This window comes from Nocardia pneumoniae NBRC 100136 (genome assembly GCF_000308755.1).
GTDB classification, from domain to species: domain Bacteria; phylum Actinomycetota; class Actinomycetes; order Mycobacteriales; family Mycobacteriaceae; genus Nocardia; species Nocardia pneumoniae.
On the sequence record NZ_BAGF01000058.1, the window covers coordinates 220480 to 244607 of the forward strand.

General features: G+C 65.9%; 31 protein-coding genes, 1 tRNA gene and 3 pseudogenes. 26 read left to right on the forward strand and 9 right to left on the reverse strand.

Features of this window, described 5'->3' with window-relative positions:
* The first annotated feature begins 394 nt into the window (after window positions 1-394).
* A complete protein-coding gene (locus ON34_RS19345; protein ID WP_083889551.1) occupies window positions 395-1240 on the forward strand; it encodes a sulfite exporter TauE/SafE family protein in 846 nt (281 codons plus the stop codon).
* A gap of 134 nt (window positions 1241-1374) precedes the next feature.
* Here the strand turns inward: ON34_RS19345 and ON34_RS19350 are convergent.
* Window positions 1375-1578, reverse strand: a pseudogene (locus ON34_RS19350) (ABC transporter permease); the annotation flags it as partial.
* Between the two features lie 59 nt (window positions 1579-1637).
* On the opposite strand from ON34_RS19350, the pseudogene ON34_RS19355 reads away from it, so the two are divergent.
* The 10 genes and pseudogenes from ON34_RS19355 to ON34_RS36115 all read left to right on the forward strand — a co-directional run bounded on the left by ON34_RS19355 (window position 1638) and on the right by ON34_RS36115 (window position 6624).
* A pseudogene (locus ON34_RS19355) lies at window positions 1638-1992 on the forward strand (arsenate reductase ArsC).
* Between the two features lie 164 nt (window positions 1993-2156).
* Window positions 2157-2432: an ATP-dependent DNA ligase gene (locus tag ON34_RS38545; RefSeq protein WP_373291948.1), complete on the forward strand. Its 276-nt coding sequence runs from the start codon at window positions 2157-2159 to the stop codon at window positions 2430-2432.
* The gene (locus ON34_RS36105; protein ID WP_169333881.1) at window positions 2399-2695 is read left to right on the forward strand and encodes a hypothetical protein; all 297 of its coding nucleotides are present in this window, start codon (window positions 2399-2401) and stop codon (window positions 2693-2695) included. The genes ON34_RS38545 and ON34_RS36105 overlap by 34 nt, the downstream gene beginning before the upstream one ends.
* Window positions 2655-2849, forward strand: coding sequence for a hypothetical protein (locus tag ON34_RS37195; RefSeq protein WP_085997101.1), 195 nt, complete (start codon window positions 2655-2657; stop codon window positions 2847-2849). The genes ON34_RS36105 and ON34_RS37195 overlap by 41 nt, the downstream gene beginning before the upstream one ends.
* Window positions 2850-2979: 130 nt before the next feature.
* Window positions 2980-3198 (forward strand): toll/interleukin-1 receptor domain-containing protein, encoded by a 219-nt coding sequence (locus tag ON34_RS38550; RefSeq protein ID WP_218003909.1) that lies wholly within the window; start codon window positions 2980-2982, stop codon window positions 3196-3198.
* Complete coding sequence (locus tag ON34_RS37205; RefSeq protein ID WP_218003913.1) at window positions 3102-3401, forward strand: hypothetical protein; 300 nt, start codon at window positions 3102-3104, stop codon at window positions 3399-3401. The genes ON34_RS38550 and ON34_RS37205 overlap by 97 nt, the downstream gene beginning before the upstream one ends.
* A 759-nt stretch (window positions 3402-4160) precedes the next feature.
* Complete coding sequence (locus ON34_RS19370; RefSeq protein WP_157172336.1) at window positions 4161-5120, forward strand: HNH endonuclease signature motif containing protein; 960 nt, start codon at window positions 4161-4163, stop codon at window positions 5118-5120.
* Between the two features lie 270 nt (window positions 5121-5390).
* The gene (locus ON34_RS34770) at window positions 5391-5894 is read left to right on the forward strand and encodes a type II toxin-antitoxin system Phd/YefM family antitoxin (RefSeq protein ID WP_083889562.1); all 504 of its coding nucleotides are present in this window, start codon (window positions 5391-5393) and stop codon (window positions 5892-5894) included.
* A complete protein-coding gene (locus tag ON34_RS19375) occupies window positions 5891-6148 on the forward strand; it encodes a Txe/YoeB family addiction module toxin (RefSeq protein WP_040781082.1) in 258 nt (85 codons plus the stop codon). The genes ON34_RS34770 and ON34_RS19375 overlap by 4 nt, the downstream gene beginning before the upstream one ends.
* Window positions 6149-6384: 236 nt before the next feature.
* The gene (locus tag ON34_RS36115) at window positions 6385-6624 is read left to right on the forward strand and encodes a hypothetical protein (RefSeq protein WP_157172337.1); all 240 of its coding nucleotides are present in this window, start codon (window positions 6385-6387) and stop codon (window positions 6622-6624) included.
* A gap of 679 nt (window positions 6625-7303) precedes the next feature.
* Here the strand turns inward: ON34_RS36115 and ssb are convergent.
* On the reverse strand, window positions 7304-7714 hold the full coding sequence (ssb, locus tag ON34_RS19380) for a single-stranded DNA-binding protein (RefSeq protein WP_040781083.1): 411 nt from the start codon (window positions 7712-7714) through the stop codon (window positions 7304-7306).
* Between the two features lie 265 nt (window positions 7715-7979).
* Here ssb and ON34_RS19385 point away from each other — a divergent pair, with 265 nt between their 5' ends.
* Together ON34_RS19385 and ON34_RS19390 are read left to right on the forward strand one after the other, a co-directional pair.
* A complete protein-coding gene (locus ON34_RS19385; RefSeq protein WP_040781084.1) occupies window positions 7980-8414 on the forward strand; it encodes a hypothetical protein in 435 nt (144 codons plus the stop codon).
* A gap of 248 nt (window positions 8415-8662) precedes the next feature.
* A complete protein-coding gene (locus ON34_RS19390; protein WP_040781254.1) occupies window positions 8663-9496 on the forward strand; it encodes a hypothetical protein in 834 nt (277 codons plus the stop codon).
* A 60-nt stretch (window positions 9497-9556) separates the two neighbouring features.
* Here the strand turns inward: ON34_RS19390 and ON34_RS19395 are convergent, their stop codons facing one another.
* Complete coding sequence (locus tag ON34_RS19395) at window positions 9557-10237, reverse strand: GntR family transcriptional regulator (protein WP_040781086.1); 681 nt, start codon at window positions 10235-10237, stop codon at window positions 9557-9559.
* A 215-nt stretch (window positions 10238-10452) separates the two neighbouring features.
* Between ON34_RS19395 and ON34_RS19400 the strand changes: the two genes are divergently transcribed.
* The 12 genes from ON34_RS19400 (at window position 10453) to ON34_RS19455 (ending at window position 18491) form a co-directional block, all read left to right on the forward strand.
* Window positions 10453-10881 carry a hypothetical protein gene (locus tag ON34_RS19400; protein ID WP_040781088.1) on the forward strand — a complete coding sequence of 143 codons (429 nt, stop codon included), beginning with the start codon at window positions 10453-10455 and terminating at the stop codon, window positions 10879-10881.
* 2 nt (window positions 10882-10883) lie between these two features.
* Entirely contained in the window at window positions 10884-11123 is a 240-nt protein-coding gene (locus ON34_RS19405; RefSeq protein WP_040781090.1) for a hypothetical protein, read from the forward strand.
* A gap of 2 nt (window positions 11124-11125) precedes the next feature.
* Window positions 11126-11785, forward strand: coding sequence for a DUF2637 domain-containing protein (locus ON34_RS19410; protein ID WP_051022853.1), 660 nt, complete (start codon window positions 11126-11128; stop codon window positions 11783-11785).
* A gap of 312 nt (window positions 11786-12097) precedes the next feature.
* The gene (locus tag ON34_RS19415; protein ID WP_083889554.1) at window positions 12098-13417 is read left to right on the forward strand and encodes an FtsK/SpoIIIE domain-containing protein; all 1320 of its coding nucleotides are present in this window, start codon (window positions 12098-12100) and stop codon (window positions 13415-13417) included.
* Window positions 13414-13743 carry a hypothetical protein gene (locus tag ON34_RS19420; protein ID WP_040781091.1) on the forward strand — a complete coding sequence of 110 codons (330 nt, stop codon included), beginning with the start codon at window positions 13414-13416 and terminating at the stop codon, window positions 13741-13743. Before ON34_RS19415 ends, ON34_RS19420 begins: the two co-directional genes overlap by 4 nt.
* Window positions 13740-13922: a hypothetical protein gene (locus ON34_RS19425; RefSeq protein WP_040781092.1), complete on the forward strand. Its 183-nt coding sequence runs from the start codon at window positions 13740-13742 to the stop codon at window positions 13920-13922. The genes ON34_RS19420 and ON34_RS19425 overlap by 4 nt, the downstream gene beginning before the upstream one ends.
* Window positions 13919-14596 carry a DNA cytosine methyltransferase gene (locus ON34_RS19430; RefSeq protein ID WP_040781093.1) on the forward strand — a complete coding sequence of 226 codons (678 nt, stop codon included), beginning with the start codon at window positions 13919-13921 and terminating at the stop codon, window positions 14594-14596. Before ON34_RS19425 ends, ON34_RS19430 begins: the two co-directional genes overlap by 4 nt.
* Window positions 14593-14772, forward strand: a complete 180-nt coding sequence (locus ON34_RS19435) for a hypothetical protein (RefSeq protein WP_040781095.1) — start codon at window positions 14593-14595, stop codon at window positions 14770-14772. Before ON34_RS19430 ends, ON34_RS19435 begins: the two co-directional genes overlap by 4 nt.
* The gene (locus ON34_RS19440) at window positions 14769-15338 is read left to right on the forward strand and encodes a hypothetical protein (RefSeq protein ID WP_040781097.1); all 570 of its coding nucleotides are present in this window, start codon (window positions 14769-14771) and stop codon (window positions 15336-15338) included. The genes ON34_RS19435 and ON34_RS19440 overlap by 4 nt, the downstream gene beginning before the upstream one ends.
* On the forward strand, window positions 15335-17047 hold the full coding sequence (locus ON34_RS19445; RefSeq protein WP_040781098.1) for a replication initiator: 1713 nt from the start codon (window positions 15335-15337) through the stop codon (window positions 17045-17047). Before ON34_RS19440 ends, ON34_RS19445 begins: the two co-directional genes overlap by 4 nt.
* 14 nt (window positions 17048-17061) lie before the next feature.
* Window positions 17062-17241 (forward strand): helix-turn-helix domain-containing protein, encoded by a 180-nt coding sequence (locus tag ON34_RS36120; protein WP_157172338.1) that lies wholly within the window; start codon window positions 17062-17064, stop codon window positions 17239-17241.
* Window positions 17241-18491 (forward strand): tyrosine-type recombinase/integrase, encoded by a 1251-nt coding sequence (locus ON34_RS19455; RefSeq protein WP_040781102.1) that lies wholly within the window; start codon window positions 17241-17243, stop codon window positions 18489-18491. Before ON34_RS36120 ends, ON34_RS19455 begins: the two co-directional genes overlap by 1 nt.
* A 96-nt stretch (window positions 18492-18587) precedes the next feature.
* Here the strand turns inward: ON34_RS19455 and ON34_RS19460 are convergent.
* Window positions 18588-18660 (reverse strand) — tRNA-Ala (locus tag ON34_RS19460).
* 399 nt (window positions 18661-19059) lie between these two features.
* A complete protein-coding gene (locus tag ON34_RS19465; RefSeq protein WP_040781104.1) occupies window positions 19060-19797 on the reverse strand; it encodes a DsbA family protein in 738 nt (245 codons plus the stop codon).
* A gap of 95 nt (window positions 19798-19892) precedes the next feature.
* Here ON34_RS19465 and ON34_RS38555 point away from each other — a divergent pair, with 95 nt between their 5' ends.
* Window positions 19893-20033: a hypothetical protein gene (locus tag ON34_RS38555; protein WP_218003910.1), complete on the forward strand. Its 141-nt coding sequence runs from the start codon at window positions 19893-19895 to the stop codon at window positions 20031-20033.
* Between the two features lie 492 nt (window positions 20034-20525).
* Here ON34_RS38555 and ON34_RS19475 read toward each other — a convergent pair.
* The 4 genes and pseudogenes from ON34_RS19475 to ON34_RS35585 all read right to left on the reverse strand — a co-directional run.
* Window positions 20526-21713: pseudogene (locus ON34_RS19475) on the reverse strand (MFS transporter); the annotation flags it as partial.
* Window positions 21703-23346: a phosphoglucomutase (alpha-D-glucose-1,6-bisphosphate-dependent) gene (pgm, locus tag ON34_RS19480; protein ID WP_040781268.1), complete on the reverse strand. Its 1644-nt coding sequence runs from the start codon at window positions 23344-23346 to the stop codon at window positions 21703-21705. The gene pgm and the pseudogene ON34_RS19475, both read right to left, overlap by 11 nt.
* 47 nt (window positions 23347-23393) lie before the next feature.
* Window positions 23394-23651, reverse strand: coding sequence for a hypothetical protein (locus ON34_RS19485; RefSeq protein WP_040781106.1), 258 nt, complete (start codon window positions 23649-23651; stop codon window positions 23394-23396).
* A complete protein-coding gene (locus ON34_RS35585; RefSeq protein WP_218003911.1) occupies window positions 23648-24010 on the reverse strand; it encodes a DUF190 domain-containing protein in 363 nt (120 codons plus the stop codon). The genes ON34_RS19485 and ON34_RS35585 overlap by 4 nt, the downstream gene beginning before the upstream one ends.
* Between the last annotated feature and the right edge of the window lie 118 nt (window positions 24011-24128).

Genomic DNA, 24128 nt, shown 5'->3' on the forward strand with positions numbered 1-24128 from the left:
CGCACTGTGCGTCCCGATCCGGCGTGTCACGTCTGTATAGGTGTCGAAGTCGATGTCGGGATCTTCGATTCGACAGATCCCGTAAGTGCGGTGAGGAGGTGAGAGCGATGCTGACGACACACCTGTTGTCGGATTTGACCGACGAAGAGGTCGATCTGATCGTGGCCGAGGAACTGCATCTGCTCGACGCCACCGCATGAGCGCCATCGACGCCTGCATTCGGGCGTATCCGCTGAAACAGCACACCACCTGTGCCCCGACGGTCGTCGAATCTCACGCCGCTGATCGGTGCCTCCCGACGTCGCATCGGACCGCGAGATTTCGATATCGGTGAACTCTAAGATCACCGCAGCCACTCCGAGTGGGCCCACTACGGGCATTAACGTCTCTACGTGTGAGCGAGGCGGTTGAGGACCCGGCAGCATCGACGTCATCCGCCGCAGCGCGGCGCGATGCGCTGCTGCTGGTATTCATCGCGGGTGCGGCGATCGGTCTCCTGGGTGGTTTGATCGGGCTCGGTGGCGCGGAGTTCCGGTTGCCGCTGCTGGTCGGGCTATTCGGATTCGCGGCCCTGCACGCGGTGATCCTGAACAAGGCGACGAGTTTGATCGTCGTACTCACCGCGCTTCCGGCCCGGTTGACCACCCTGCCCTACGACGAGCTGAGCCAGCACTGGACGGTTGCGGCCAACCTGCTCATCGGCAGCCTCGCCGGTGCCTGGCTCGGCGCCGACTGGGCGACACGGATGCATTCGCGCACCCTCTATCGGGTCATGGCGCTGCTGCTGGTGCTCATCGCCGCGGCCCTGGCGCTTGGTCACCTGGGCCAGGTCGGCACTCTCGCACCGCCGACGGCGGCGCGGGTTGTCGCCGCGGCGCTGGCCGGTGTCGGCATCGGGATCGTGGCGGCGTTGATGGGTGTAGCCGGCGGGGAGCTGCTGATCCCGACGATCGTGCTGCTGTTCGGGGTCGACATCAAGGTGGCCGGGAGCTTATCGCTGATGGTCTCGCTGCCGACGATGCTGGTCGCGTTCGCCCGCTACAGCCGAGATCAGAGCTTCCAGATCCTGCGAGTCAACATCGGTTTCCTCCTCATCATGGCCGCCGGGTCGATCGCCGGAACCATCGTCGGTGGGCTGTTGCTCGGCGTCGTTCCCAGCGCCGCGCTCATCCCGATTCTGACCATGCTGCTGGTCGCCTCCGCGGCCAAGGTCTGGCACCACCAGCAGGCACTGGAATGAGTGAGCTCAGAATTCGCCCAGCGGACTATCCGTCTCGCCTCGCCTCCGCTCTCGTCGACGCCATGAACGACATCGGAATCCGCTGACACAACCAGCCCTACCCCTTTCGCGGGGTAGGGCCATCGGGGTTGTTTTCAGCGAGCGCGTGGCGGCCGAAGCAGCCGGGGCAGGGCGGCGACAGCGGTGACCGCGGCCCACAGTCCGAGCGCCGCGACCAGGGCGGCGGCAGTGTCGGCGGCGGTGGCGGTGCCCAGCACGTGTCCGCGCAGGGCGTCGGTGGCGTGCGCGACCGGATTCATCGTGGCCATGGCCTGCATCCAGCCGGGCATGGTCTCGACGGTGCGAACGCACCCCCAGTGTGCTGTTCGTCTGCGTCCACAACGCCGGACGCTCCCAGATGGCCGCCGGCTTCCTCACCCACCTCGCCGGAGAAGCCATCGAAGTCCGCTCCGCGGGTAGCGCACCTGCCGAGTCGATCAACCCCGCCGGCCGTCGAGGCCATGCGCGAGGTCGGCATCGACATCTCCGACCACACCCCGAAAATCCTCACCCCCGACACCGTCGAAACCTCCACCGTGGTCATCACCATGGGCTGCGGCGACGCCTGCCCTTACTTCCCCGGCGTCGACTACCGCGACTGGAAACTCGACGACCCCGCAGGTGAAGGTGTCGATGCCGTCCGCGCGATCCGCGACGAAATCCGCAAACTCGTCGAGGACCTCATCACCGAGCTGGCACCCACCACGCGGTAGACAGCCTCATGAGCGACCCGGACGCGGGGAGCAGGCGCCGCATCGACCACCTCACTGACCTGCCGGCACCTTGTCGGCGGCATCCGCTATCAACCGATCAGACCCGACCGGTCTGCATTAGCTGGCGATATGCTCCAGTGGTGGCGCTGTCCGTGCCAGCACCCATGCTAGCCAGTGCCGGGCCGCCGCCCAGGCCACCGGGTGAGTGGGCCGCGGAACTGAAATGGGAGGGCAAACGGGCGGTTTCGCGCTGCCAGAGCGGTTCGTGCCGATTCTGGAGCCGCAACATGCGCGAGATCAGCGCCGCCTACCCCGAGATAACCGAAGCGCTCGCCGCGCTGGCGGCGGGGCGTTCTGTCATTCTCGTTGGTGAGCTGATCGCTCTGACCCGGCGACGGGTGTGCCGGTGTTCGGCAGACTGCAGCGGCGTATGCACCTGACGCGTCCCTCGGCCGCGCTGGTCGCGGCGGTGCGAGTGGAATACGTAGTCTTCGATGTGCTCGCCCTCGGCGACGAGTCGGTGATGGACCGGCCATGTTTGACGCGACGCGGGCTGCTCGAGAACCTGGGCCTGGACCGTGTCCCGGTCCGGGTGCCACCGTTCTGGCGACTCACCGACGTGAGCGCCGACCGATCGCTGCAAGTAGCGCAGGACGCCGGGCTTGGAGGGCATCGTCAGCAAACACATGGACTCCGTCTATGAACCGGGCCGCCGCTCGTCGCGGTGGATCAAAACACCGCTGCACCGCACCACCGAGGCTGTGGTCGTGGGCTGGATGCCCGGATCAGGCGCCAATACGCGGTTCTTCGGCTCGCTGGTCGTATTCCCCGCCGCCCCCTCGCGTTTCGAGCGGTAGCGGCGGGTCCAGCGGTGGAGGTGGCGCTGGCCGATCGACTCGTCCGCGTTGGTCGCCGGCCAACTCTCCCGTCACCTACAGCTCTGACGAAGTCGCGGCGCTGGATCGCTACCGCCAGAAGGTTGAAGCGGTGGGACCTCGCGCCGAGTCCTATGATCTTTTCCTCTGCCATGCCTGGGACGACCGGCGAGAGACCGCGACCGAACTGCACGACCTCCTCGAAGCGCAGGACGTGTCGGTCTGGTTAAGCGAGTGGGACATCATCCTCGGCCTGCCATTCATGCGGGAGATCGACAAGGCCTGGCCAAGACGCGCATCGGTCTCGTCCTCATCACGCCCGCCTTCCTGAAACGCATCGAAAGCGGTGGTGTGTCCGAGAAGGAACTCTCTGAGCTGCTGGCTCGCGACCTGCTGATCCCCGTCGCGCACGGGGTGACCTATGACGAAATTCGGGCGATCAGCCCGCTCCTCGGCTCTCGCAACGGTCTCAGCACTGGCGAGGACTCGCTAGAAGACATCGCTAAGAAGATCGCTGAACTCGTCGCCTTGTAGAGCCTGGTCGCGAACCTCGAGAGTGGAGTGAGTCCCGGCCACCCACTGGCGGGCGACCGAGTAGACGCCTCGGTCTCCGGGCCACGCCCACCCTCGGGGTGGCTCGTCGTCGATGCGGCAGCCGTCACGGCGCATGCCTTGTGCACCGGTTCGACCGCCTGGTCGTCGAATAGGTCCATGAGCCGCGCCATCGCCCGTAGTGCGCGCGTGACGTGGCCGTGGTCGGTCCAGTTCACCGACTTGAGTTGCTGCTGGGTGGCGGTGCGGCGCACGCTGCTGTCGGTCCACGTGGAGTGATCACTGGTGTGGCCCCTGGACAGGATCTCGGTGCCGACTGCTGCCACATCGTAGGTCGCGGCGGATCGGAACGGCGACAGGGCGGTCCGCAGGCGGCACCCATCCAACACACAACCAAAACGGGGGGTTTAAGGGGGGGCCAGGACCGAAAAAAGGTCAGGCCCGGTCACTGACCGGGCCTGACCTGCTACTTAGGTGGAGCTAAGGGGACTCGAACCCCTGACCCCCACACTGCCAGGCACAGGCCCTGCCGCCGATCAGGGCTTCAGCTTCCCCGGTTGGCGTGAGGTGGGTGGCGCAGCGGGTTCAACTGTCGTCGGCGTTGTCGTCGGATCTGTCGTCACCAGCCCGCTGGCCCCTGGAAGGGGCCATATGGTTCGAGCACGTGTCTGTAGCCTCGGGCATACTCGCCTTCGTCTCGGCGCAGTGGGTACCGGGTGTTGTAACCCAAGGGGGCACAAGTTGACTAGCAGCACGCTGACGTCTTCGGATGGGCAGTCCAGTCGGGCGTGGTTGGTGCTAACAAAGGCGGCATATCGCCGGCTGGGCGGCGCAGCGAAGTACGACGACAACCCAGCGAGCCATTACAGCTGGGACAGCACAGTGCCGAACCACGCGAAAGTCGCGGTCGGTGACATCGTCCTGCTGTGGAACCAGACGGAATCGCTCGGGATCTCGGTCATCGACCACATCACCGTTGGTACCGCGGACAAGCGCCGTGCTCGCTGCCTCAAGTGCAACAGTGTCAACTTCGAGGAGCGGGCGACGATGCGGCCGATCTACCGGTGCCAGAAGTGCAAGGACACGTTCGATGACCCGGTCTACGAAGAGCTCTACGGGCTGACGACGTACCGATCCAGCCATGAGCAGGGCTGGATCGACTTGCTCGGCGAATTCACCGCCGCAGAACTGCGAAGCCTGTGCGTAAAACCGAAGTCCCAGAACAGCTTTCGGTCGCTGCGTTGGCCTGACACACGCCGAGCGATCAACGCCCGCCTTGGTAACGAGGTCCTGCGGCCAATGGACTCGACCACCGCGCAGTTGCAGCACGGACACACGACTAAACCCACTCGAGTTCGGCTCGGTCAGCGGCAATTCCGGGCGATGCTGCTTGGACAGTTCGGGCCGAAGTGCGCGTTCACCGGCGAGCTCCCAGAGGCTGCGTTGGATGCTTGCCACCTCTACAGCTACGCCAAGGTCGGCAAGCACCATGAGCATGGCGGGGTATTGCTGCGCCGCGACCTACATACGCTGTTCGACCGCGGGATCATCGCCGTCGACGGAAACGATGTCATCGACGTCGCCGCTGACCATCGCCGGTATCCGGCCTACGGCAGTCTCCACGGGCAGCCGCTCACAGTGAAGGTGAGCGACCGACAACGGGATTGGTTCGCCCTGCACTGGACCGAACATCGTGGATGATGCCTAGGAAGGACGGATTCGCACCAAGTGTGACGTGTAATCGCACTGCGGTTTTGAGGTTGTCAGTCTCGGTGTTTGTGAGAAGTGGTGATTGTTGGAGTTGATCAGGATGCGTAGTTGAGCAGCGGATCCGTCATTAACATCGTTGGCGGGAGTCGGTTGCGCTATGTACTGCCGCGGACTGAGAATGACGGGCGGAGGGGAACTGCGGTCGTCCGTATGTCTCAAGACCGATGGTGCCGCATGTACAGCATCCTGTACAGTGACACTATGAAGCCGATTAGCTACACCGAGGCGCGAGCGAACTTCGCATCGGTTCTCGACAGCGCCACTGAAGACCTAGAAGAGGTGGTAGTCACTCGTGCAGGCCACGAGCCTGCCGTCGTTGTCGCCCTGAGTGAGTACCAAGCCCTGCAGGAGACTGCGTACCTGCTGGGCAACCCGGCCAATGCCCGACACCTGGAACGTTCGATAGCCGAGCATCGTGGCGGCACCGCAACGCCGAGGGAGCTGGTGGACGTTGATGAGGAAGAATCCACTGAAGACGTGAAGTCGAAGCGTCGACGGAAGGTGCTTGTAAGGACATTCGGGGAGGATGTTCCGCTCCTAATCTCTCCTGATCCCCACTCCTTCGACGATATCGATTCCTACATCGAAGCCGTCAATGGTATTGATCCCAATTCACCACTCGCCGCTTTCTATCGCTTATTGGTTTCGCGTCTAAACATCCCTGATCCTGAACCTAAGGCGCCTCGGCGCAAGGCGGCAAAGTGAAACTGACATTCACCGATTCTGCCTGGTCAGACTACGAATGGTGGCAGAGCAACGACAGGCGGATTCTGCGCCGCATCAACAAACTCATCGAGGACATTAAGCGTAACGGCTATGAAGGTACGGGGAAGCCGGAAGCATTGAGGCATGGACTGGCTGGCTACTGGTCCCGACGTATCACCCAGGAGCATCGGATCGTCTACGCGATCGATGATGACGCGGTCGTGATCATCTCGTGCCGCTACCACTACGAGTGATGTGGATTGAGCATGCCCACATGGGAGCCTCAGACCGTGCCCTGGTTGGTCGAGATTCTTGTGTGCCCGTGGATGCTGCCGCTGGAGGTTTGACCGGTGAAAGTAGCGTCGGTAGAGTTCTGAAACCCCCCAGAGGCACCCTGTACGGGTCCAGCTTCGACTTCCCCTGAGGAGCGTGAGAAGGAACCCAGTTAGCTCGTTGCGTGTGGCTTGGGTCTGGTACATCGTTCGACTCGGTGTCCGGTGCCGTAGCGGTGTGCAGTGTTCTTGCGTCAATCGTGGTAATCCCTTTCCTGGAAACGAAAATCAGCGGCGTCATGAACCGTCTGTCCAGCAGCAAGGAAACCCCGAAAGGAGGCAGCATGATCGATAAATCATGGACCGCCGCGAAGAACGTCTTCTACGGTGTTGCAGGGGCCCTGGTCCAGACCAGACGTAACGAGCTTCGCGGTCTTGCGGTTAGTTCGGCAATCTGACTGAAAAGCGGAAGGTCGCCGGTTCGATCCCGGCCCTGGCCACCGTATCCCCCTGGCAAATCACCTGGTCAGGGGGAATTTTCGTCTCGATACCCCTACGACAGATCTGTTCGGGTTGACCGTGGTTGACCGCAGAGAACCGCGTCGTGATGCACGCAGAACGCACGCCGATCTTCCGTGTTTCAGGCAACTGGGTGGAACTGGACCACAAGCGGTGGACTGAGCTGGAACGGGTGGGTTCGTGATCGTCTGCGGGAAGTAAGTCGGGTACGGCTCTCGTCGTGCCCAGCACTGCTCGGTAATGCCAAAGGTGACCTTCGTACGGCGAGTAACCCCGACACCGGCCCTGGAATGGGTGGGCATGCGCACGAGGGGGCAGGCTTCCCCGCCTGCCCCGTTAGGGCCTGCCCTTCGCGCGTAGAGGCTCCAGGGTCAAGGGTGGCGCAGCCATCAGCGGAGCTGACGCCGTAGGCGCCCTTGACGCTGGAGGGGCGCGCGGACACACTGCAGGCCCATCCATTCCAGGGCCACGCGGCCGAAGGACGCGGAAGAGATGCGAGCAGACCTGAATCCTGGTGCGGCTCTTTAATCTAAGTAATAGGCGAATTCGGCAGTCGATCGCGGTGGCCGGGTTCGGTGACCGGACCTGGTTGCAGCTGGTCCGGTCACCGGGTGCGGGTCAGAACGGCGGCTCGGTGGCGTCGACGCTGGTGGCGCCGTTGCGGGCGCGGCGGGTGATCTGTGCGGTCTGGCCCTTCAGGTCGACGGCGACCGTGTCGGCGGTGAGTTCGAGTGCGGCGCGGGGCTTGGCGTCCTTGCCGATGTAGGGGTCGGCGGTCAGGCGGTGGCCGGTGACGGTGACGCGGCATCCCTTGGTCAGGCAGTCGCCGGTGAGTTCGGCCAGGTCGCCCCAGCAGTTGATCCGGATGACGGTCTTGGCGGCGTCGACCCATTCGTTGCGGTCGCGGTCGTAGCGGCGGTCGTTGGAGATGACGGTGAAGTTGGTGACGAGTTTGCCGGTGTTCGTGACGCGGGGTTCGGGGTTGTCGGCGAGGTGGCCGGTGATGGTGACGGTGACGTTGCTGGCCATGACTGCTTCCTCCTGGGGTGGGAGTTCCGGTGCGGCTCCCGGTGGTTGGTGGGACGGAGGACGCTGTGGCGGGGCATGCACGGTCTCGTCAAGGCTCGCCGCGAGACCGTCTCACTGAAATGTATTGTGCGGCAGCTCAATTGGTGAGGCGGTTTCGTGGTGACTCGTCTTGGCCTTGTCGGGATCGGGTAGGGCCTGCCATGGTGGCATTCGACCCGCCGGGCACCGGGAGTCGTCCGGGACCCCTCCCCAGGAGGACGCGGGCATGGACAGCAGCGGCGGTGGCGCCAGCATCGGACGACTTGTCGACAACCCCGGATCGCGTGGCGCGGGCACTGGCGGGCTCGTCGGCGGCTGCACCGTCGTCTCCGGCGGGCGGGGGTGCGGTCGTGATCGGGGCGGATGGGGCGGCGTGGCCGAGACCGGGATCCGGAGCGGCTGCCGGGGTGGGCTGGTCGTGCTCGCCGGTGGCTGGCTGGTCACGGGGTGGCGGGGCGCTGTTGCCGGTCGTCGTCTGGTCGGTGAGTCCTGGATCGGGAAGGACGGGAAGTGGCGTGGCGGGCTCGGAGTCGCCGCCGGTGCGGTGGCCGTCGGCGTGGTGGGTCGGAGTGTGCGGGTCACGCGCTGGGTTCGTGGCGGTGGCGGCAGTGGCGAGGTCGGTGGGTCGGTGTGCTGGTCCGGGCGCGGTGAGCGGGGCTGATGCGGGCGGGTGCGGGTGGCGAGGACGGCTACCGCGGTCGGCTGCCGGATTTGCCTATTGCTTGGATCAAAATCGGCTCGCTGGTGGGTGCCGCGCGACGCCGAGCCTCCGGCCGCGCGGAGCTTGCGGAGCGCGGCCGTTGTGGGTCGCTGCGTGGCGCGGCGCGCGCCAGCGCGCCGCCTTGATCCTGTATGGCGAAATTCGGCAACAACTCGCGCAACGCAAGGGCCGCACGGAGAATCAAGTCCATGACTGGTCTCGCGCTGACGCCGGAGCGTCGAACGGAACTGGCCGAACTGCTCGGAGACGAGTCTCGGCTGAAGGCTGAGTACCCGAAGGTGGCCGAGTACCTGGACACGGCACCGATGCTGTCAGGGACAGGCAATGAGGAGACGGACGCAGCGTTTGACCTGAGGTTTGTCCACTACATGACCGGTGGTGAGTCCGCCTCGGGGAATCCGTACTGGGACATCGTGGGGCCTTCCGTCTCCGTTGACGGGCAACGTCGACTCGTCAATGGCGGAAACTCGACCGGCAGTGTCCGGCTGGGCTTCGTGCAAACGATCTTGCAGAGCACCTATGCCTACGCGATTCCGTCCCCGGAGACACTTGACTGGGTGAAGACATGCAGCAAGAAGCGGACGGTCTTCGAGTTGGGAGCGGGGCGCGGCTACTGGGCGCGGCTGCTCGCCGAGGTCGGAGTGCACACGCGTGCCTTCGACTCTGAGCCGCCGCACAAGGTACCGAATGCTTCTTTCCCCGGTGCGGAAGGCCAACGGAATGCCTGGTACCCAGTCGGCGGTCTCGATGAGTTCGAAGCAGAGCTTGACCGCGACTCGGTGATGTTCCTGTGTTGGCCTCCGGGATGGGGTGACCCGATGGCGTCCAGAGCCTTGGACCTGTTCGAGGCGCGTGGAGGTCGCCGTCTGATCTACGTCGGTGAGCCGAAGGGCGGCAAGACGGGTGATGACGCGTTCTTCGACCGGCTGACGAACCGGTGGACGCTGGAATCGCAAGATGCCCGGTTCGTCTCGTGGTGGAACCTTGCCGACGTCGCGCAATGCTGGGTTCGCAACCAGTAGGCCGAAACGAAGCGTGGCCCGATCGACGGTACGACCGGGCCACGCGGGAATTGCACTGCGTCAGGGTTGGGTGTCGAGCGCCATCCGGAAGACGAACGACTCGTAGCGGTCTCGCGGATACGACACGTCCGACACCATGAGTACTTGGCCGTCGGCCTTGAGGAAGCGCTGACGGACTGCCTTCACGAGTTCCCCGGACGGCACCTCGAGCCATACAGCGTGTGTCGGTACGGGAGGCCGATCGGCAAGCGTTTCCTCAAGGATGTCGGCGGCGGTCACATCCGTGCCGGGCCGCTGATAGCTATCCGATATCGAGATAGGTCGCCCCTGCTCTGATGCCATCGTGATGATGTGTTCAACGTCGTCGCCTGGGGCGATGCCGAGCAGGGCGGCAAGCTCATCATCGGCGGGCGCTGTAGACGACTCGCGTTCAATCCGAACCTCATCTTCTCCGGCCGCTGCTTCATTGCCGAAGGTCACTTCAGGGTCTTCCATCTGCCGTTCCGGAGAGACACGAACCAACGTTGGGCGAGCCGCGACGAACGTTCCCCGGCGTTCGATGGTGTAGACGAGTCCTTGACGCAGCAACAGGTCGATCACCTTCCTGATGACAATCTCGGACACGCCGTGCTGCTTGGCCAGCTCGGAGTAGCTCGGTAGCTGCATCCGCGCAGGCAAGGCACCGCTGCGGATGTCTCGCGCTATCTCTCCCGCGATGGCAACGTACGCAGGTTCACTCATTCGCTTACTCCTCCTCGTGGGCCGCCCTTGCTGATGATACGCAACTGTGTATACGCACAGGTCAGCACTTTCGCCCTATTCCCGTCAAGCCCCATTGCAACTGCGTATACGCAAACTCCTTGTGCGTATACGCTGCTGTGTATACGCTGTTGTGTATGCACAAAGAGTGCATACCGCTACAGAGCGAAAACACACTGCAACAAGGGGTCTGACAGATGGCACTCAAGGATGTTTGGTTCACCCCGGCGTTCGAGGACGCGTTCCCGATGGGTCTGTTCCTGCTGGGGGAGATCGCGCCGGTTACGGAGTTCAGCACCGACCGCAACGCGCCGAAGCGTCAGCGGCTGGATCTGGACGCCGAAGGCAACGGCACCGGTAAGCGGCTGTGGAAGGGCACGGTCACCGACCCGGCGGCGGCGAACGCGAAGCAGGCGAGCTTCGACGTGGTGTTCGTCGCCGACGTGCAGCCGGTTCCCGCAGCTCCGGAAATCGCGCGGGGTATGCGGCCGGTCGAGCTGGAGGGCTTGCAGGTCAAGCCGAAGATCGCCGGTCAGGGCGAGTTCAAGTCGATCGGCTGGACGATCCGCGCGACCGGCATCAAGGGCGACAACTCCGGTGCCAAGTCGGCTGCGAAGGCGGCGTGATCATGTCGTTCTTCAACACCACCGTCTCCGGTCATGACGGGATCACCGCCGAGTACCACCCCGAGCGCGAATCGGCCTACGGCGACGGTGTGATCCCGGCGACGGTGTTCATCGAGTTGTCGGGCGCGAATGGGTATTTGAGCCTGAGCATCGAGGATGCCCGCACGCTGGCCGAAGCTCTGCCGGGTGTTGTGGCCGAGCACGAGGCCGCAGTGTCCGCGTCGGTGGATAAGGCGGCCTGACGATGAATACGGCGGATCAGTCGGCGGGGATGCGTCTTGCGCGCTGGTCCGCCGTGGTCATCATCATCGCGGTCGGGGCAGCGGCGTTCCGGCTGTCGTTCGCGACGCTCAAGGACCTCGCGGTCCTGGCGCACATCCCGGCGTCGGATGCGTGGCTGTTCCCGCTGATCGTGGACGGCACGATCCTTCTCGCCACCTTCGGAGTGCTGGTCCTCGCCAACGCTCCGGAACGCCGGTTCTTCGTCACGGTGCTGATCATCGGCTCGGTGGTGTCGGTGGCGGGCAACTCGCTGCACGCGGTCGCTGCCGGGCGTGAACTGCCGTGGTGGGCCTCGGCGCTGGTGGCTGCGATCGCCCCGATTTCCCTGCTGGCCGACACACACGGGTTGGCGCTGCTGATCCGTGCGGCACAACGAGACTCGGCACCCGAACCGGCTCCGGCTGGCGTGGTCGAGCCTGCCGCAGAGCAGGCCCCGGCCGAACCTGAGTCTGAGCCGGAACCGGTGCCGGTCCCTGAGTTGGAGCCTGACCCGTTGCCGGTGCCTGAGCCGGTGCGGGTGGCTGAGCTTCACCCGGTGCCTGACGCACCGGTCCACATTCCTGTTCGTTCTTCGCGACCGCAGCAAACCATGCTGCCGATCGCTGTCCCTGTTGGGGGTTGAGATGACTGTTTCTGTTCCTGTTGTGGCGATGGGTGTTTCGTCGCTGGTGACCCTGTTGGCCGGTGTCGGGGTGCTGGGCACTTCCTCCTCGGACACCCCGGTGCCGCCCGTTCCGGCCGCTGCGTCTTCCTCCGCGGTAGCCAACACCACCGCAACACCGGCCCCGGCTCGGTCGGGGTGCGTGATGTTCTGCGAGGACCCCGGTCTGGGTCGGTCTGATGTCGATGAGGCTCCTGCTTCGTCCCCGGCTCCGGAGGGGTGCCGTCTGTTCTGTGAGTTGGAGCGCGGCCCGCAAGGTTGGGGGTTCGCCCGATGAGTCTCGCTGGAACGGTGATGCTCGCCGGTGGGATGTGCACGGGCGCGTCGGCGCTGTGGTGGCTGCGGACACTGGCCGCACGCGGCTCGGAGATGCTACCGGCTCGTGCTGCGCGTGAGGTCACTGCGGCTGCGCCGGTCGAGCTTCGCACGGCGGTGTCGGTGGTGACCGACTCGGGGCAACTGGAGTTGATGTGGCCTGCTCTCAAGCTGGGTTCGCCGCAGACCGGCTACCCGAACATCGTCTCCGCGGCCTACACCGAGTTCGGGATGTCGGTGGATGTGCAGATGCTCGGTGGTCAGTCGCTCAAGGACTGGAACAACGACGACACCCGCGACGCGTTGGCGCACTACTTCGGTGTCCCGCAGGTGACTGTGACATCGCCGGATCCGGCGTTCGTGCGCCTGGACCTGCGGGTGTTCGACACCCTGGCCGACACCGTCGTGGTGCCCGGTCCGGCGGGTGTGGTGGACCTGGAAGCGGTGCCGGTCGGGGTGACCGAGGACTTCGACACCTGGCGGGTGCGGGTGCTTTATGGGCACATCCTCATCGCGGGCGCTACCGGTTCGGGTAAGGGCTCGGTGCTGTGGTCGATCATCGCCGCGCTCGGTCCCGCGATCAAAGCCGGATTGGTCGATCTGTATTTGGCTGATCCGAAGGGCGGTGCGGAGTTCGGCAAGGGCGAGGGCCGGTTGTTCGTCCGGTTCACCACCGACAACGCCACCATCTTGGAGATGCTCAACGAGGCCGTGGAGCTGATGCGGGAGCGTCTGGCGCGGATGCGTTCGGCCGGTCTGCGCAAGATCGTCCCTTCCCCGGATGAGCCGCTGATTTTGATCATCATCGATGAGGCGGCGTCGCTGTCGTCGTATGCCAGCCGGGAGGAGCAGCAGGAGTTCCGGCGTTTGACGGGGTTGTTGTTGTCGCAGGGGCGTGCGGCGGCGGTGTCGGTGATCGCGGCGTTGCAGGACCCGTCGAAGGAGACGATGCCCAACCGGCAACTGTTCCCCGTCCGTGTGGGCCTGCGCCTGGATGAGCCGACTCAGAGCGGCATGGTCCACGGGCAAGGCGCCCGGGATCGCGGGGCACGCTGCGACGAGATCTCCGATGAGACACCGGGTGTCGGCTACGTCGGCGAGGACGGTTCGAGCGAGTTTGTGCGGGTGCGGGCGTACTTCGTCTCCGATGACGACATCGACGCCATCGTGGACGCCTACTCCCCGGCTCCGGAGATATCCGGTCCCGCTGAGGATTACAGCGGCTTCGACCCCGATGACCTCGGCGACGAGCCTGAAGACGGGCCGATGGCGGCATGAAACGCGGTCTGGTCATCGAACAGCACGTGGTCGTCTACTGCGATACCTGCGGCGACCACTACACCGAGGGCGAGAACGAAGCGATCTGCTTCGACTCCATCACCCAGGCCATCGCCTATCTGACTGTCCATTCTGCGGGCGGTGTGGGCTGGGTCTACGACGGCGACAAAGTCACTTGTGACGGCTGCCAGGCCACCAACCGGTGCGCCGAGCACGGCCACACCTTCCCTGAGTCCTGGCGCACCACGGTGTGGCCGCTGGGCAATTCCACCCGTTCCCGCACCTGCGAAGTGTGCGGCGTCCCCGAGATCGAGGCCCAACCATGAGCAACCACCGCTACGACGACAACGTCATCGACCTGCAAGCCCGCCGACGCTGCCACCTGGAACGCTCCGGGCTGGACTCGGCCGCGATCGCCGCGCACCTGCTGGCCGAGACCGGGGCTGTCCCGCTGTGGGACGACACCGACGACCACGACTACGACGGCGGGGACTGGGCGGCATGAACACGACACGGCGCCCCCGGCTGCTGGATCTGTACTGCGGTGCTGGTGGGGCGAGCATGGGCTATCACCGGGCGGGGTTCGAGGTCGTGGGCGTGGACATTCGCCCGCAACCGCGGTATCCGTTCGAGTTCCACCAGGATGACGCGTTGGAGTTCCTGGACGCGCACGGACACGAGTTCGACGTGGTCACCGCCTCCCCACCGTGCCACGACCACACCCCGCTGGCGGCCCGCGCGGGTGTCGACGGCTCGGGCTGGCTGCTGGCGGCGACACTCGAACGGCTGGCCGCTGGGCCGGTGGCGTGGGTGGTGGAGAACGTCATGGGCGCCGCGATGCGCGCGGATCTCGTGTTGTGCGGCAGTATGTTCGGGCTGCGCACCTACCGACACCGCAAGTTCGCCATCGACCCGCGTGTGCCGTTGCTGCCGCCGGTGCCGTGGCATCCCGCCCACACCACCCGCACCAGCACCAAGCAGCGCCGCCGTGACTTCGCCGCCGGACACCACATCTCGATCACCGGTGATGTCGGCACCTGGGCGGGACCGGCGTGCATGGGCATCGACTGGATGACCGGCCAAGAACTCTCGCTGGCGATCCCACCGGCCTACACCGAACACCTCGGCCGCCACCTGCTCACCGCCGTCACCGGCACACCGGAAGTGGGTGCGGCATGAGTGGCGACACAACCAGTGGGACCGCGCGGCAACGGAATCCGATCGTCACGGCGGCCGCCGAACAGGTGGCGAAGTCCAAGCGCCGTCGCACCAGCAAGGCCCGGGATCTGCCGCGGTGGGAGTGCCCCGACCAGATGACCCTCTTCGACCACTCTAGCTCGGAGGCCGACCAATGACCCCCAAGACCAGCACTACTGGGAACACTGCCCGCCTGGATGTCTTCGACGTGTTCGCGTTGGGCCTGCTCAACCTCCTGTGGGCAACGCTCACCGGCGTGTGGTGGCTGCTGCTGTTCCCGATGTTCTCTCTCCCGATCGTCCTCGCGGCCGTGGCCGGCCTTTTCTGGGGACCGGTCGCGGCCCTCGGGGTGGTCGGGGTGTCCCTCGCGGGGATCATGCTCTGGCGGCAGCGGCGCCCGGAGATGTTCGAGCGGTGGGTTACCCGCCGGGCACGCACCCGGTTCCTGACCTGGTTCCGCTACCGGCGCCGCTGGGCCAAGCTCATGACTGCTTGCCACCTGAGTATCGACCGCAACGACCGCACGTTCATCCCACGACTGTTGTCGGCTGACATCGGCCGGGTCTCGCATCTGGCGCACGCCTTCGGCGCCCTGGACTGCCGCGCCACCATCACCGGACCCGGCACCGTCGAGTTGGCCTTCCGCCGCTCGGATTCCCTCGCTGACACGGTGATCCTGCCGCGGGTGGACCACTGGACCGAGGGGCAGGGACGCGCGGCATGACCACGCCCATCGACTTGGACAACGACAGCAACACCGACACCGCTCCGGCCCGGCAGACTGCTGCTGAGCGGCGTGCGCTTCCGAACTTCACTGATGTCGCTCTGGCTGCGGCGGAGAAGTTCGGGGTGTGTGTGCGGCCGGTGACGATGCGGTCGTTCGACCCGCGAACCGGGAAGGTCGAATACGTCGCCTCCCCGTGCAAGTCCACCGTCGCGTCGGTGTGCAAGCCGTGCGCGGACAAGGCCCGCTGGTTGCGGATGACCCAATGCCGGGAAGGCTGGCACGCCGACGTCGAACCGGTCGAGGAAACCCGCGACCCCTCCGACACTCAAACCGAGTTGCTCACCGCGCGAGCTGATCTGGCCCAGCAGTACCGCCAAGCCCGCGACGACGGTGATGACGAGATGGCTGATGCCATCGGTGAACTGGTGGGCAGCTTGGACCGCGACCTTCGCGACTCCGGGTTCCGTGGCCCCATCCCGCCCTTGGACCCGAAAGAGCGCAAGCGGCGGTCTCGCTCGACCAAGCGGCGTCAGGACGTGCCGAACCTGCCTCGGAAGAAGGTCGAACGGCACACGATCGGGCGGGTGATCGGCGGCTACCGGTCCTCGATGATGGTCACGCTCACGATGCCGTCCTACGGGTCGATCAACCAAGACGGGGCGGTGGATTCCGAGGGTAAGCCGTGCTCGGACGGTTCACCCCGCAACCCCGACAGCTACGACTATGCGCGGGCTGCTCGCGACATTGTGTTCTTCTCCAAGCTGGTCGACCGCTGGATACAGAACCTGCGCCGCTGCGTCGGCTACGACGTGCAGTACTTCGCCACCGTCGAACCCCAGAAGCGCGGCGCCCCGCACCTGCATTTGCTGCTGCGCGGCGTCATCTCTCGCGAGATCCTGCGCATGGTCACCGCGGCCACCTACCACCAGGTCTGGTGGCCGCACTTCGACCCCGAAAACGAGGTGTACTCCGGCGAGAAGATGCCGGTGTGGGACTACCGCGCGATGACGTTCGTGGACCCCGACACCGGGCAGGCGTTGTCCGGCTGGGATGACGCCCTCGACGTGCTCGACGCGGTGGATGATCTGGAACCTGCGTACACGGTGCGGTTCGGCGAACGCATGGACCCCGGCCACATGAAGGGCTACATCCCCGGCGACAAGGCGGACCGTGCTATCGGGTACGTGACGAAGTACCTGACGAAGTCGATCAGCGAAGTCCTGGAGACCGAGTCGACGCGCACGGCGATTCACTACGACCGGTTGCACGCGGAGTTGCAGCACACGCCGTGTTCGCCTCGGTGTGCGGTGTGGTTGCGCTACGGCATCCTCCCGCAGGGCGCCAGCGATAAGACGATTCCGGGCCGCTGCAAGGGCAAGGCACACCGTCGAGACACCCTCGGTCTGCCCGGTCGCCGGGTGCTGGTCTCCCGGCGTTGGAGCGGAAAGACGCTGCCGGACCACAAGGCCGATCGGGCGGAGTTTGTTCGGCAACTGCTGGCCTCGGTCGGCATCCACAAGCCCGACACCAGTCACTTGATCATCCGGCCGGTCGAGCCGGGTGATCAGTCCGCGCCACCTCGGGATCACTTGATCCTGTCCGCGATCGCCCAACGCACGAAATGGCGCGCGGAATACACAAATGCCTTGCTCGCGGCAGGAGCAGCGGCACAGCAAGAACATTCAGTTACTCGGCAAGCAGCGTGAGGGAGGAGACGACTGTGAGCGACACGTTCATGACGGTGCAGGAAGCCGCGGCGGTGTTAAAGGTGAGTCGGTACAGCATCTACCAGTTGATCTGGTCGGGTGAGGTGCAGTCGGTGACCATCGGCCGGTGCCGCCGGATTGTTCGGCAATCCTTCGACAGCTATGTCTCCGACCTCATCGACCAGGCGGCGTGATGGCGGAGAAGAAGTCGCGCAAGCGCAACCCGAACGGATCCGGCACGATCGGCGCCCGCAAAGACGGCCGCTACGAGTTGAAGCTGTTCGTGGAGACTCCAGAGGGCAAGCGCAAGCGGATCAGCGTCTACGGCGCAACATGGGAGGAGGCGGACGCTGAGCGCACGCGCCTGAAGGAGTTGCAGCGCAGGGGTGTTCCCGTCGACGTGACGACGATGACGGTTGCGCAGTACATGGGGTACTGGCTCGAAGAGATCGCCGAGCCGAAGATCCGGCGCACGACCTACGCCACCTACGAAGGTGATGTCCGACTGCACATCATTCCCGGGCTGGGCAAACGGAAGCTCAAGAGCCTGGAGAGCCGTCACGTTCGGGAGTTCGTCAACAACTTGCGCACAAAGTGCCAGTGCTGCGGTCAGGAGAAGGACGCGCGGCGGGCCAAGCCGCGATGCTGCGCGAAGTCGCCGGCCGAGTGCTGCGGCAACGTCCTGTCCATTCACTCCATTCGGCACGTGCTACGAGTTCTCCGCGTCGCTCTGCAAGATGCGGTCGAGGAGGAGTTGGTCAGTCGGAACGTCGCCCGGTCGGTGAAGCTCCGCGGTGGCGGAGACTACAAGGTGCGAGCGTTCACCAAATCGGAGGCACAGCGTTTGCTCAGGGCCGCCGAAGAACATCGCCTGCACGCCTTGTGGGCGGTGGCGTTGGCGATGGGGTTGCGCCGCGGTGAAGCGCTCGGTCTGGAGTGGCATCACGTCGACCTGACTGCCGGGCGCCTGGTGGTCCGTCGCGGACTGCATCGGGTGGACGGAGAGCTGAAGCTCGAGGAGGTCAAGACCGACGGCTCTCGTGCGACGCTGCCCATCCCCCGGCCGCTGCTGGCGATTCTGCGTGAACATCGCAAGCGGCAGATGGAGGAACGGTTCACCGCCGGCAACCAATGGCGTGAATCCGGCTTGGTATTCACGACGAAACTCGGGCGTCCGATCGAGCCGCGAAATGTCAATCGCATGTTCAAGCGGCTGTGCGAGAAGGCGGGTGTTCCGCAGGTACGGGTGCAGGATCTTCGCCATTCGTGCGCCACGCTGCTGTTTACGAAGGGTGTAGAGGCCGCGACGGTGCAGAAGATACTCCGACACAGCTCGATCACCGTGACGACCGGGATCTACCTGGAGGTGATCGAGGCGGTGAAGCGCGACGCGCTGGATTCGATGGACACCTTGTTCGACTCCTCCGACGACACCGCGATCTGAACTGTCGTCAGTCGTGTCGTCAGCCCGGGATTTGCAAGGTGCCGGAACGACAAAGACCAGGCCCGGGAATTCGCCGGACCTGGTCTTTTGTTCGAGTGGAGCTAAGGGGACTCGAACCCCTGACCCCCACACTGCCAGTGTGGTGCGCTACCAGCTGCGCCATAGCCCCTGGTGGGTTGCGCTCCGGGCTTCCCCGCCGCGCTTGAATGAAGTTACACCACCGGTGTGTCGGCGACCAAATCGCCTCGATTCGGGGGCGACAGGGCTCACCGGATGAGGTATAGTCGAACACACGTTCGATCTATGGGGAACGATATGCCGCCTCGAGGTGCGGTCTGTGGACAGGGTGCCGGACCGAGCCGTCGAGCGCGGGGCCGGGTGTCGGCAGGTGGAGCCGACACCCGGCCCATTGACCAACTGAAAACTCGGTGGGCGATCTCGGGGGCTGAGATGTCGGGTCGCGCCGTCGAGTGGGCCGGGTCGTCGATTTGGTGGAGTCGGCGGCCCGGTCCTTCCGTTGGGGGCGAGCAGATGTCCGCGCCCTAGGGTTGGCGGAGGGGCCTACTGATCACTGGGTGAGGGAAATCACCCAGTTCTCCTCGCTGGCGTCGACCTTGGTCGTGCCGTCGAAGACGGCTGGTGTGGCCGCGGAGCCGCCTAGCGCCTCGCCGAGTGCGGCGGTTTGTGCCATGGCGGTGGTGCGTGCGAGGTCGACTTTGGCGCCGGTCGAAATGCATTGCAGCACTGGTTCGGGGGCTCCCGCGTCCCGGGCGACGGCGGCGAGTGCTTCGTTGTTCAGGTCGCTGCCGCCTTCACTGGGGCGTTTCGTGGTGAACAGTTCGGTGTGGAACTTCGAGTAGACCGGGCCGGAACCGGCTTCGGCCACACACTGGTTCGCGGCGACGGCGCGGGTGGAGTAGTCCTTGCTCTGTGAGCGGGCGTCGAGGAAGTTCACCAGGCGGTACCGCACCGCGAGCGCGCCCATATCGATCTTCTGGGCGATTTCCTGGCCGTAGATGCGTTCCAGGTTGCCGCAGCCGGGGCACAGCGGGTCCTCGAAGAGGTCGATGGTCTTCTTCGCGTCCGGTCGGCCGAGCAGGATCGAGCCGTTCTGCTCGAGCACCGAGTGCACCGCCGGGTCGCGCACCGGACCGTAGCCGTCGTTGCGGACGGTCGCTTCGTCCCGCCCCCAGCGCATCGCCGCGATCACGATCAAGACGATCAACGCGAGGGCGACCGCACCCAGCGCATAGGTGGTCGTGCTGGACATCGGCCGCGGCGTGTAGTTCGAACGAGATTCGCTCACATTGACACTTTGCCCCACCGAACCACCCCAGCCACCGCCGGGCCGTCCCTCCGCTGGTCGCCCCGGATATCCAGCATCAGCGCATCGGAAGCAGTTTGATCGCGGCTCTTGTCGACGACCTCCGCGAACTCGGTATCGAATGGCGCCACGTCGACCACGAACCACATCTCAACAGCTTCTATCGCGACACCTGCGGGTTCCAGACCACCGATGCGGGCCTGCTACGACTGAACTGAACTGACCTCGAAAGGCCGCGACCAACACCGCACGCACTCGATGTCATCGTTCCCGTCCCACCGCGACCAATTCCGGGCGGCGAAGTCGTTTCACCGAGTGCGGCCGCTTCGCGGGGCGGCACGTCGGCGTCTGCGGCGGGAGACCGCACGCCGCAGAGTGGTGGGTGACATCTCCGATTCGGCAACTGCTGTGCCCGGCAGTACCACTGCCGCTCGAAAATCGGCCCCTACCGCTGGAGTGTCGCTCTGTTTGCCTGCCAGCACGCTCTGTCCACCGCCGACCGTCGCGCACTCACCCGGCACCGCCCCGGGATCGACCGTCGCTGTTCCAGGGTCACACGCCGAATCTCCCGACGAATCGCACGCCACCGTTCCGGACTCGACCGCTACCGGCACCGGCTCCTCGGCCACCGACGACGGGCCGCTCCCCGCCGCCCCGGCAGCGGCGGCACGGTGGTCGATGCCGAGCCGATCCGACGGGCTTTCCGCGTGCACCGGACGGCGGCGCAGCGGCTCGGGGACCACGGACCAGACGATCGCGGCGAGGGCGAGCAGGGCACCGGTCACACCGAGCGCGAGCTCGTAGGACACCTGCTGTGCGAGGGCGCCGACGGCGACCGGGCCCACGACGGTGCCGAGGTCGGCGGCCATCTGGAAACCGGCCAGGACGGGCCCGCCGCGGGCTTTGGGGCCGATGATGTCGGCCACGGCCGCCTGCTGGGTCGGGGTGAACATGCCGGAACCGAGTCCGGCGAGGAACGAGGTGGCCAGCAGCCACGGCAGGCTCGTCGCCATGCCGAGTCCCGCGGTGCCCGCGGCGCACACCAGCGAGCCGACGATCACGAAAGGTTTTCGTCCCCACCGATCGGACAGCCGTCCCGAGGCGAACAGCACCGCGACGTTGCCCGCCGCGAACACCGTCAGCGCGACGCCCGCCATCCCCGGCGCCTGGTGCAGCACCTCGACGACGAGCAGCGGCACCAACGCCATCCGCACGCCGAACACGGCCGCGCCATTGGCGAAGTTCGACAGCAGCACCGCCCGGTACTCCGGCCGCGCCCAACCCTCCCGGAACGACATCATCCGCACACCGCCGACCGGCTCGGGCGCGGCCAATGCCGAATTCCGCAGGCTCAGGTGCACGACGACGCTCACGACGAGCAGCGCGACCGCGTAGATCACGAAAGGCCACCGCAACCCGAGGCCGGACAATCCGCCGCCGACCAGCGGACCGCTCACCGAACCGACCAGGAAGCTGGTCGACCACAGCCCGGACACCCGGCCGCGCTGTTCGGGCGGAGACATCCGGATGACCAGCGCCAGCGACGACACGGTGAACATGGTCGACCCGATGCCGCCCAGCGACCGCAACACCATGAGCTGCCAATAACTTTGGGCCAGCGCACTGGCGCCGGTGGACAACGCGACGATCAGCAGCCCACCGAGGTAGACCGACCGCTCCCCCAGCCGCTGCACCAGCCGCCCGCTCACCGGCGCGAACAGCAACCGCATCAGGGCGAACGCGGAGACGATCGCCGAGGCGGCCGCCACGCCGACGCCGAATCCCCGCGCGAACTGCGGCAGCACCGGGGCGACCAGACCGAACCCGATGGCGATCACGAACGCGCCCCCGACCAGCACCCAGATCTCGGTGGGCAGGGGCTTGGATCTACCCGTCACCGGACAGCGCCCGCCCGACCAATTCCTCCGCGGCCGTCTGCACCTCGGCCAGGTGCTCGGGACCGTGGAACGACTCGGCGTAGATCTTGTACTTGTCCTCGGTGCCGGAGGGGCGGGCGGCGAACCACGCGTTCTCGGTGGTGACCTTGAGGCCGCCCAGCGGCGCGCCGTTGCCCCGCGCCCTGGTGAGCACGGCGGTGACCGGTTCTCCGGCGATCTCCTTCGTGGCGATCATGTCCGGAGTCAACTTCGCGAGCAGCTGTTTCTGTTCCGCGGTGGCGGATGCGTCGATCCGCGCGTAGGCGGGGCTGCCGTAGCGGCGTTCCAGTTCGACGTAGCGCGCCGAGGGGCTCTGCCCGGTGACCGCGGCGATCTCACCGGCGAGCAGTGCCAGCAGGATGCCGTCCTTGTCGGTGGTCCACACGGTGCCGTCCATTCGCAGGAACGACGCGCCCGCGCTCTCCTCGCCGCCGAAAGCCAGGCTGCCGCTGAACAATCCGGGCACGAAGAACTTGAACCCGACCGGCACCTCGTGCACATCCCTGCCGAGCACGGAGACCACCCGGTCGACCATGGACGACGTCACCGCCGTCTTGCCGATCTTGGTCAGCGCGTCCCAGCCCATCCGGTTGGCGACCAGGTATTCGATGGCCACCGCCAGGAAATGGTTGGGATTCATCAACCCGCCGTCGGGCGTGACGATGCCGTGGCGGTCGGCGTCGGCGTCGTTGCCGGTGGAGATGTCGTAGTCGTCCTTGATCGCGATCAGCGACGCCATCGCATAGCGCGAGGACGGGTCCATCCGGATCTTGCCGTCGCTGTCGAGCGTCATGAACCGCCAGGTGGGATCCACGACCGGGTTGACCACCTCCAGCTCGAGGTCGAAGCGCTGGCCGATCTCCTCCCAGTAGTCGACGCTGGCGCCGCCCATCGGATCGGCGCCGAGGCGGATGCCCGCACCGCGGATGGCGTCCAGGTTCAGCACATTGGGCAGGTCCTCGACGTAGTGGCCGAGGTAGTCGTAGCGTTCCACGCCGGTTTCCAGCGCGCGCCGCAGTGTGGTGCGTTTGACTTCGGCCAGCCCGCCCAGCAGCAGTTCGTTGGCGCGGGCGGCGATGGCGTCGGTGGCCGTGTTGTCGGCCGGGCCGCCGTGCGGCGGGTTGTATTTGAAGCCGCCGTCGCGGGGCGGGTTGTGCGAGGGGGTGACCACGATGCCGTCGGCCTGGTGTTTGGTGCCGCCGCGATTGTGGCGCAGCACAGCGTGACTCAGCGCCGGAGTGGGGGTGTAGCGGTCGCGCGCGTCGATCACCGCGGTGACGTCGTTGCCTGCGAGCACCTCGAGCGCGGTGGTCCACGCGGGCTCGGACAGCGCGTGGGTGTCCCTGGCCAGGTAGACCGGTCCGGTGATGCCGCGGGTGGCGCGGTATTCGACGATCGCCTGGGTGATCGCCAGAATGTGCGCTTCGTTGAACGCGCTGTCCAGGCTGGAGCCGCGATGCCCCGAAGTACCGAACACCACCCGCTGGGCCGGATCGAGCACATCGGGGACGCGGCTGTAGTACGCGGTCACCAGGTGTGCGATGTCCTCCAGATCGGTGGGACGTGCGAGACGCCCGGCTCGATCGTGGGCCATGCTCGGGTCTCCCTTCCGTATCGGCTGCGCCCGGCTCGTCATCAGAATCATGTCCACGACCGCCTGGTCACCGCCGACCCCACGGCCACGTCGATCACGTCGGCCACCAGCCGGATCCTCTTGTGGCCGAACGCACCGCACGTGGTCGGCGCGGTGCGGGAATCCGATCCCGCGGCGAACCGCCGCATACCGGTTCTCGCGTCGCTGCGATCGCCGAGCCGCGCCGAACCGACAATGGTAACGGCCGAGGCCCCCTTCGGCATCGGCGCGTCGAAATCCGCTGGTACGCCGCGCGGTACCGTCATCGCCCACCTCCCTGCCACAGTTCCACCGGTGCCAGCGTGACGTTGACCGACGCGAATAGTTCGGCGTTCCGGTCGACGAACGCGCGCAGGCGTTCCGGCTCGTCGACCAGCACCAGCATCAGCGGGAGATGGTCGGCCATGTCCAGGATCCGGGTGGTGTGGACGTGCGAGGACGCGCCGTATCCCTCGATGCCGCGCCACACGCTGGCACCCGCCACTCCGGCGTCCCTGGCCCGCCGCACGATCTCGTGGTACAGGGGCGTGTGCCGCCACATGTCGTCCTCGTCGAGCAGCACGGTGAGCCGTGCCGCCGGCCGCCACTGTCCCGCGGTGCGAGAACCCGTTTGCGGACCACTCACTGCCTGACCCCCTTTCGTCGTGCCGTTCCCGTCGATCGCCGAACCGAACCAGGTAGCCGCCGTGCCTGCCCCGCGCCGGGCTACGACGCCCCCGCTACGCCACCGCCACTCCCCTGGC

Excerpts from the sequence above, each read along its gene's own strand:
- ON34_RS19410 (WP_051022853.1), top strand. The coding sequence starts at position 11,126 with ATGAATACGGCGGATCAGTCGGCGGGGATGCGTCTTGCGCGCTGGTCC.
- ON34_RS19415 (WP_083889554.1), top strand. The coding sequence starts at position 12,098 with ATGAGTCTCGCTGGAACGGTGATGCTCGCCGGTGGGATGTGCACGGGC.
- ON34_RS38545 (WP_373291948.1), top strand. The coding sequence starts at position 2,157 with ATGCTAGCCAGTGCCGGGCCGCCGCCCAGGCCACCGGGTGAGTGGGCC.
- ON34_RS19440 (WP_040781097.1), top strand. The coding sequence starts at position 14,769 with ATGACCCCCAAGACCAGCACTACTGGGAACACTGCCCGCCTGGATGTC.
- ON34_RS19405 (WP_040781090.1), top strand. The coding sequence starts at position 10,884 with ATGTCGTTCTTCAACACCACCGTCTCCGGTCATGACGGGATCACCGCC.
- ON34_RS19395 (WP_040781086.1), bottom strand. The coding sequence starts at position 10,237 with ATGAGTGAACCTGCGTACGTTGCCATCGCGGGAGAGATAGCGCGAGAC.
- ON34_RS19400 (WP_040781088.1), top strand. The coding sequence starts at position 10,453 with ATGGCACTCAAGGATGTTTGGTTCACCCCGGCGTTCGAGGACGCGTTC.
- ON34_RS19485 (WP_040781106.1), bottom strand. The coding sequence starts at position 23,651 with ATGACGGTACCGCGCGGCGTACCAGCGGATTTCGACGCGCCGATGCCG.
- ON34_RS19385 (WP_040781084.1), top strand. The coding sequence starts at position 7,980 with ATGGACAGCAGCGGCGGTGGCGCCAGCATCGGACGACTTGTCGACAAC.
- ON34_RS19420 (WP_040781091.1), top strand. The coding sequence starts at position 13,414 with ATGAAACGCGGTCTGGTCATCGAACAGCACGTGGTCGTCTACTGCGAT.
- ssb (WP_040781083.1), bottom strand. The coding sequence starts at position 7,714 with ATGGCCAGCAACGTCACCGTCACCATCACCGGCCACCTCGCCGACAAC.
- ON34_RS19430 (WP_040781093.1), top strand. The coding sequence starts at position 13,919 with ATGAACACGACACGGCGCCCCCGGCTGCTGGATCTGTACTGCGGTGCT.
- ON34_RS19425 (WP_040781092.1), top strand. The coding sequence starts at position 13,740 with ATGAGCAACCACCGCTACGACGACAACGTCATCGACCTGCAAGCCCGC.
- ON34_RS19435 (WP_040781095.1), top strand. The coding sequence starts at position 14,593 with ATGAGTGGCGACACAACCAGTGGGACCGCGCGGCAACGGAATCCGATC.
- pgm (WP_040781268.1), bottom strand. The coding sequence starts at position 23,346 with ATGGCCCACGATCGAGCCGGGCGTCTCGCACGTCCCACCGATCTGGAG.
- ON34_RS34770 (WP_083889562.1), top strand. The coding sequence starts at position 5,391 with ATGAAGCCGATTAGCTACACCGAGGCGCGAGCGAACTTCGCATCGGTT.
- ON34_RS19390 (WP_040781254.1), top strand. The coding sequence starts at position 8,663 with ATGACTGGTCTCGCGCTGACGCCGGAGCGTCGAACGGAACTGGCCGAA.
- ON34_RS19445 (WP_040781098.1), top strand. The coding sequence starts at position 15,335 with ATGACCACGCCCATCGACTTGGACAACGACAGCAACACCGACACCGCT.
- ON34_RS19455 (WP_040781102.1), top strand. The coding sequence starts at position 17,241 with ATGGCGGAGAAGAAGTCGCGCAAGCGCAACCCGAACGGATCCGGCACG.